This is a genomic window from Marinobacter sp. (genome assembly GCF_035268745.1).
Lineage (GTDB): Bacteria > Pseudomonadota > Gammaproteobacteria > Pseudomonadales > Oleiphilaceae > Marinobacter.
This window is the reverse complement of record NZ_DATFKH010000044.1, coordinates 21,028-27,804: the sequence shown is the minus strand read 5'-3', so window position 1 is coordinate 27,804 and position 6,777 is coordinate 21,028. Positions and strand designations below refer to the sequence as shown.

Here is a 6,777-nt window from a genome sequence, read left to right as displayed (position 1 = left end):
ACAGGAATCACCGCTCCGCTGATCCATGACAACGGGAAGCCCGGCTTCATCAGGACCAGCGTCTTTGTCCGGCGGAGCCGCCGGAGGGAGAGTAACAGCCGGTGGGTGCCAGAGCCGGCGGCAATGACAAGGTCCGGATGGGGCAGGGCCGGCTCAGAACACAGTGGCGGCGGCGAGGCAAGCAGTGCCCTCCAGAGCGGGACTCTGGCGGCGGAAGCGTCAATCCAGTAGAGCTTTGCGCCAGCGAGCACGCGAAGCCGGTGGCCAAGACCTTTCAACTGATTGCTGTGGCCTGGTTTGTTGTCGGTGAGAAGCCATACCACGGGCCTAGCGTTTGCCATAGAAACCTGGATCGTCAGGGTCCGGGCGGGTTTTGAAGCGCCGGTGCATCCACAGGTACTGGTCCGGATGCTTGCGGATCTCGTTTTCGATAGTCTTGTTCACCAGGGTGGCGTCCGCAAGGTCGTCTCCGGAGGGAAAATTTTCCAGCGGCGGGTGAAAGTAGATATCGTAGCCGGGTTCGCGCTCCCTGCGGAAATGACTGAAGGGCACTACAGCACAGCCGCTGCGGTCGGCAATCCGTGAGGTAGCGGTTATGGAGCCTGTCGGAACACCAAAAAAGGGCGCAAACACGATATCTTTCCGGCCATAGTCCTGATCGGTGGCGTACCAGATAACACGGTTGTTTTTCAGGCGTCTGAGTAGTCCCCTCAGGTCCTTGCTGTCCAGGGCCTTGCCATAGCGGCGCTCGCGGGCGCGGGTCATCACTGCGTTCATCAGTGGATTATTGTGGTCCCGCTGCATGACGTCGGCCTCGATATACTCTGTGACCAGGCTGCCGCCGAGGTCCAGAGTGCTGTAATGGGCACCCAATAGCAGGGCGCCCCTACCCTGGGCCAGGGCTGCGTCCAGGTTTTCCAGCCCGTGCACTTCGGTAACCGGAAGAAACGAAACAGGGTTGCGGAACCAGGCCAGCCCCAGTTCCATTACCCCGATGCCGTTGGCCCGGAATGTCTGCCTGACCAGATCTTCCCGTTTCTGATCAGACAGTTCGGGGAAACACAGATCAATGTTTACCCGGGTAATACGGCGGCGACGGGTGGCAACACGGTAAGCCAGATCGCCCAGGCGTCTGCCCAGCCACCACTGAAGTTTGAGCGGTAGCTGGGCGACCAGCCACATAAGGGCAACGCCGACCCAGGTGGGCCACCAGCGGGGATGAAGGTAATGGTGGTAGAGCGTGTCGCGGGTGTTTTTTTTTCCTGTTTTCACTCGGTTGCGTACCTGACGATTTCCAGTAACAGGGCTACAGTCTAGCAGGGCAATTGAAGCAGGAATATCCGCGATCCGGGCTGATTGTGAACCCGGATGCGCAGACGCTATCCCCGGCTTTAGGTAGAATAACCACCGCTAAAAACCAGTCCGGAGTCATGATGCTGCATTTTTTTTACTCCCTGTGCTTTCGCATTGCGCTGCCCTTCGTGATTTTCCGTCTCTGGTGGGTCGGGAGAAAGAATCCGGATGGTTTTGTGCACTGGCAGGAACGGCTGGGTTACGTTGCGCCCTCACCAGAGCCGGTTATCTGGGTGCATGCAGTATCGGTGGGTGAGACCATTGCCGCAGCCCCGCTGGTCAGGGCCCTGCTGCGACGGAATCCGGATATACCCATTCTGATGACTGCGATGACGGCCACCGGTTCGGCGCGGGCCAAGGCACTGTTCGGGGATAAGGTGCTTTATGCCTTTTCGCCCTATGATACGCCGGGAGCCGTCCGTCGCTTTGTCGACAGGGTCCAGCCGAGAGCACTGGTCATCATGGAAACCGAGCTCTGGCCCAACATGATTGCACTCAGTTACCGGCGGAACGTGCCCATTTTTCTGATCAATGCGCGATTGTCGGAGCGGTCCGCAAAGAAATACAAACGCGTGGCCTCATCCGTAAAGCCCCTGCTTCAGAGTATTCGATGGATCGCGGCTCAGGCTGCGGAAGACGCCAGCCGGTTTCTGGACATAGGGGCAGAGCCGTCTTCGGTATCGGTCACCGGCAGTATCAAGTTTGATGTAGAAATATCTGACCAGACCCGAGTCCAGGCGTGTGCTCTGCGGGAGAAACTCGGTGCAGACCGGCCGGTATGGATTGCTGCCAGCACTCATGAGGGAGAGGATCGCGAGGTTCTGGAGGCCCACCGGGTCATACTTGCCCGACACCCCAGTGCACAGCTGGTGATTGTTCCCCGTCATCCGGAGCGGTTCGCGGCGGTGGCGGCGCTGGTAACTTCTGTGGGCCTGACCCTTGAGCGGCGATCCGCACAGCTGAGGGCGCCGGAGGATGCCCCGGTGCCGGATTGCCAGGTCTATCTTGGCGACACCATGGGCGAGCTGTTAATGCTCTATGGTGTCTCTGACGTTGCCTTTGTCGGCGGATCATTGATCGAGCGGGGTGGCCACAACCCGCTGGAGCCGGCAGCCTGGGGGTTGCCGGTCCTGTCCGGGCCTCACATTTTCAATTTCCAGACTATCTATAGCCAGCTAACGACCGGCGGGGGCTTCTGCATGACTCCGTCAGCGCAGTCGTTAGCAGAACGGGTCAGCGAGCTGCTTGCAGATCGCGAGACGGCCGTCAGGACGGGGCAGAACGCTCTGGCCGTGGTGAATGCCAACCGGGGCGCCCTTGAGCGGGTCGTGGATGGCATTAGCGAGCGGGTCTGATTCCTGCCCATCGTGGGCCATGGCGGTTCAGCCTACTGCATGGGATCGTTCAGCGTGGCTTCCTCGTTGGCCAGTGCTTCAATACCCGGTGCTGTCGCGCTCAGCCAGCTGTTCAGGTCGGCCAGATCCTGCGGATTGAGGGTACCTGCTGACTGTTTGAGCTGCAGCGAATTGACGACATAGTCGTATCGCGCATTGGCAAAGTCCCTGAGCGCCACATAATAGTTCCGCTCGGCGTCCAGCACTTCCACAATGTTGCGGGTGCCCACTTCATAGCCGGCGCGGGTGGCGTCCAGCGCACTGCGACGGGAAATAATGGTCTGCTCCAGTGCCAGGGCCGACTCGATGTTGGTATTCACGGTTCTGAACAGGCTGCGGGTGTTGACCCGTACATCACGCCTGACCGTTTCCAGCGACTGTTCAGCGGCCGTTACCAGCGACCTTTGCTGACGGACTCCGGCCTGGGTGCCGCCGCCAAGGTACAGGGGAACATTCAGGGTGACTCCGATCTGGCCTTCCGTGGTTTCCCCACCCCGTGTAGCCACTTGCACTGCAGTTTCCAGACCGTCAATATCGGTTTTGCCGTAAGACGCATTCAGGTCGAGTGTGGGCAAGTGGCCTGACTTGGCCGTTTTCAGGTTGGCTTCGGTGGAATTCAGATCGTAGATTGCTGACTGGATCTGCCAGTTCTGGTCCAGCGCGAGATTTTCCCAGGCCGAGGGATCCATGGGCTCCGGGCGACCGAGCGGGAAATTCCGGCGCAGGTTGTTCAGGCTCTCTTCATATTCACCGGTCAACCGGGCCAACTGCTCCCGGGCAATTGCGAGTTCACTCTCAGCGGCAATGCGCTGGCTCTTGCTGGCATCGTAGGTGGCTCTGGCTTCGTAGACTTCGGTAATGGCGATGAGGCCAACGTCAAAGCGTTCCTGAGCCTGCTCATACTGGCGCTGGAATGCAGCTTCAGCTGCCCTGGAAACGGTAAGGCTGTCTGCTGCCCGCAGAACGCCAAAGTAAGCCGATGCAACATCCAGAATCAGCTGTTGCTGGGCGAGGTTATAGTCGGCACGAGCGGCTTCAGTCTGGAACTGGCTGGCATCGTAACGGAACCATTCCTGAGCACGGAACAGGGGCTGGGTCAGGCGAACGCCATAAGCAAAGGTTTTATAACCTGTGTCCTGGCTCGGGCTATCCACGTCTGTATGATTCGCCTCACCAAAGCCGACAATCTCAGGCAACAGAGCACTGCGGCTGACGTCACTGGCGGCCTTCTGGGCTTCAAAAGTGGCCCGCGCTGTTGCTATGCCGGAATCATAGGAGAGTGCCTTCCTGTAGGTGTCCACCAGGTCCATGGATACGGCTGGCTGAGCTGCGAGCAGGCCGACAAGCCCGGAAAGCAGTCGTTTTTTCATGTCATCTCCTAACGTTAGCGCGCGTCGAGGTCGTATTATGGACAATAATCAGGTCGACCTCTACACTTGTGGATGACACTGATTAACAGTGTCATCTATTTGAATTCGCGTCTTGACGGGGTGCTGGTGTCAGAGAGTCTGAAAAGCTCTGACATTAGGCTGAGATTGCATCGCAGAACCCGCGACCTGATCCGGATAATACCGGCGTAGGGATTAAGACTTTCGGCAGTGCTGAAGCCTCTCGATAGCGCAACACTCTTCAGCTTCAACCTGTCTCCGTCATACGCGACCCGAATCCCAACCTTCAGGGGCGCAATATGACAGAACTTCCTTCTTACCTCAGCGATTCCGCCAGAGTAGACTCCGCCGCGATCAAACCGCTGCCGCAATCGAGAAAAATATACGTGCAGGGCAGCCGACCCGATCTGCGGGTGCCGATGCGGGAAATTACCGTCAGCGACACCCCGACTGACCTGGGCGGTGAAAAAAACCCCCCGGTCGCAGTCTATGATACCTCCGGTCCTTATGGCGATCCGGAGGCCATTATTGATCTGCGTAAAGGGCTCAAGCCTATTCGCGCCGCCTGGATCCAGGAGCGGGGGGATGTCGAACAGCTCCCTGACTATACCTCGGAGTTTACCCGCCGCCGGATGAAAGACCCCCAGCTTGATCCTCTCCGTTTTATGGATGAGCGCAAACCGCTGCGGGCCAGACCCGGCAAAAACGTCAGCCAGATGCATTATGCCCGCCAGGGTATGATCACACCGGAGATGGAATTCATCGCGATTCGCGAGAACATGAAGCTTCAGGACGCGCGCGAACAGGGACTCCTAAAGGATCAGCACCCCGGCCAGTCGTTTGGTGCCGCGCTTCCTCCGGAAATCACGCCGGAATTCGTCCGGGACGAAGTTGCCCGTGGCCGGGCCATCATTCCCAATAACATCAACCACCCGGAAACCGAACCGATGATCATCGGTCGCAACTTCCTGGTGAAAATCAATGGCAACATCGGCAATTCCGCAGTCAGCTCTTCGATTGAGGAAGAAGTGGAAAAACTGACCTGGGGCACCCGCTGGGGCTCTGACACCATCATGGACCTGTCTACCGGCAAGAACATCCATGAAACCCGGGAGTGGATCATCCGCAATTCGCCGGTGCCGATCGGCACAGTGCCTATCTACCAGGCTCTGGAAAAAGTGGGCGGTGCCGCCGAGGAGCTTACCTGGGAAATCTTCCGCGATACCCTGGTCGAACAGGCAGAGCAGGGCGTGGATTACTTTACCATTCACGCCGGCGTGCGCCTGCATCACGTGCCCATGACCGCCAAACGCACCACCGGCATTGTCTCCCGTGGTGGCTCGATCATGGCCAAGTGGTGCCTGGCCCATCATCAGGAAAGCTTTCTGTACGAGCACTTTGAGGACATCTGCGAAATCATGAAAGCCTACGACGTAGCCTTCAGTCTTGGCGATGGCCTGCGGCCCGGTTCGATTGCCGATGCCAACGACGAGGCCCAGTTCGGCGAGCTGGAAACCCTGGGCGAGCTCACAAAAATCGCCTGGAAGCACGACGTCCAGTGCATGATCGAGGGGCCGGGCCATGTACCCATGCAACTGATCAAGGAAAATATGGACAAGCAGCTGGAGTGCTGTGACGAAGCGCCGTTCTACACCCTTGGCCCGCTGACCACGGACATCGCACCCGGCTACGACCACATCACTTCCGGCATCGGTGCGGCGATGATCGGCTGGTTTGGTTGCGCCATGCTCTGCTATGTCACCCCGAAAGAGCACCTTGGCCTGCCCAACAAGGATGATGTCAAAACCGGCATTATCACCTACAAGATTGCCGCCCACGCCGCTGACCTGGCAAAGGGTCATCCCGGCGCCCAGATTCGCGACAATGCGCTTTCCAAAGCCCGTTTCGAGTTCCGCTGGGAAGACCAGTTCAACCTCGGCCTGGACCCGGATACGGCCCGCGCCTACCACGACGAAACCCTGCCGAAAGATTCGGCCAAGGTGGCGCACTTCTGCTCCATGTGCGGCCCGAAGTTCTGTTCCATGCAGATTTCCCAGGAAGTACGGGAGTACGCCAAGGAGCACGGGATTGATGAGGTGTCGGCGGTGGATGTCGGCATGAAGGAGAAATCCCGGGAGTTTGTGGAGGCCGGGTCAAAGCTTTATGACAAGGTCTGAGGCTGGTGCCGTGGTCTATCAAGACTGCGTGTGACCAGCCTGAGCCGGGATGGCAGCACCGTTCAGAAAACGACTCGAGACGTCCCTGTGCGTCTCGGGCTCCGCCCTTCAGTGCTTATTGCTCCTGCGTCGCACTGAAGGTCCAGGGCAGGCCATCCTTGGCCAGCCCGTGAAAAGCTAATCGCTCTTCACCCATGGCTCCGCACGTTTCTGAACGGTGCTACCATCCCGACTCGGTCGGACTTTGGCAGTTATCGCTGGTGAAATGACCTGTCAACGGTTGCACATAATAAATGCTGGCCTGGGTTGTCGGTATAACTGCAAAGGTTCGGGGTCGCGGTGGAGATGGCTTCCCAAAACTGTGCGGAGCCAGGGATGGCGGAGCCCAAGCGCCCCATGGATGGGCCGCAAGGAGCGTGTTTTGGGAAGCCATCTCCACCGCGACCAGGCACTCAAAAATAAAGG

Annotated in this window: 5 protein-coding genes and 1 riboswitch; of the genes, 2 read left to right on the top strand and 3 right to left on the bottom strand. The window is 58.6% G+C overall.

All coding sequences use genetic code 11. From position 1 onward, the window contains the following. Both VJ956_RS03195 and lpxL read right to left on the bottom strand, forming a co-directional pair. Window positions 1-341, bottom strand: a 341-nt coding sequence (locus VJ956_RS03195; RefSeq protein WP_324081564.1) for an ELM1/GtrOC1 family putative glycosyltransferase, incomplete at its 3' end; no start/stop codon positions are given. Beyond that, entirely contained in the window at window positions 328-1,272 is a 945-nt protein-coding gene (gene lpxL, locus VJ956_RS03190; protein ID WP_324081562.1) for an LpxL/LpxP family Kdo(2)-lipid IV(A) lauroyl/palmitoleoyl acyltransferase, read from the bottom strand. The genes lpxL and VJ956_RS03195, both read right to left, overlap by 14 nt. Before the next feature lie 161 nt (window positions 1,273-1,433). On the opposite strand from lpxL, the gene waaA reads away from it, so the two are divergent. Then, window positions 1,434-2,708, top strand: a complete 1,275-nt coding sequence (gene waaA, locus VJ956_RS03185) for a lipid IV(A) 3-deoxy-D-manno-octulosonic acid transferase (protein WP_324081568.1) — start codon at window positions 1,434-1,436, stop codon at window positions 2,706-2,708. 32 nt (window positions 2,709-2,740) lie between these two features. Here waaA and VJ956_RS03180 read toward each other — a convergent pair whose 3' ends face one another. Continuing rightward, a complete protein-coding gene (locus tag VJ956_RS03180) occupies window positions 2,741-4,117 on the bottom strand; it encodes a TolC family outer membrane protein (protein WP_324081560.1) in 1,377 nt (458 codons plus the stop codon). Window positions 4,118-4,223: 106 nt separating this feature from the next. Beyond that, a riboswitch (TPP riboswitch) is annotated at window positions 4,224-4,347 on the top strand. Between the two features lie 87 nt (window positions 4,348-4,434). On the opposite strand from VJ956_RS03180, the gene thiC reads away from it, so the two are divergent. Then, window positions 4,435-6,312: a phosphomethylpyrimidine synthase ThiC gene (thiC, locus tag VJ956_RS03175; RefSeq protein ID WP_324081558.1), complete on the top strand. Its 1,878-nt coding sequence runs from the start codon at window positions 4,435-4,437 to the stop codon at window positions 6,310-6,312. The last annotated feature ends 465 nt before the right edge of the window (window positions 6,313-6,777 follow it).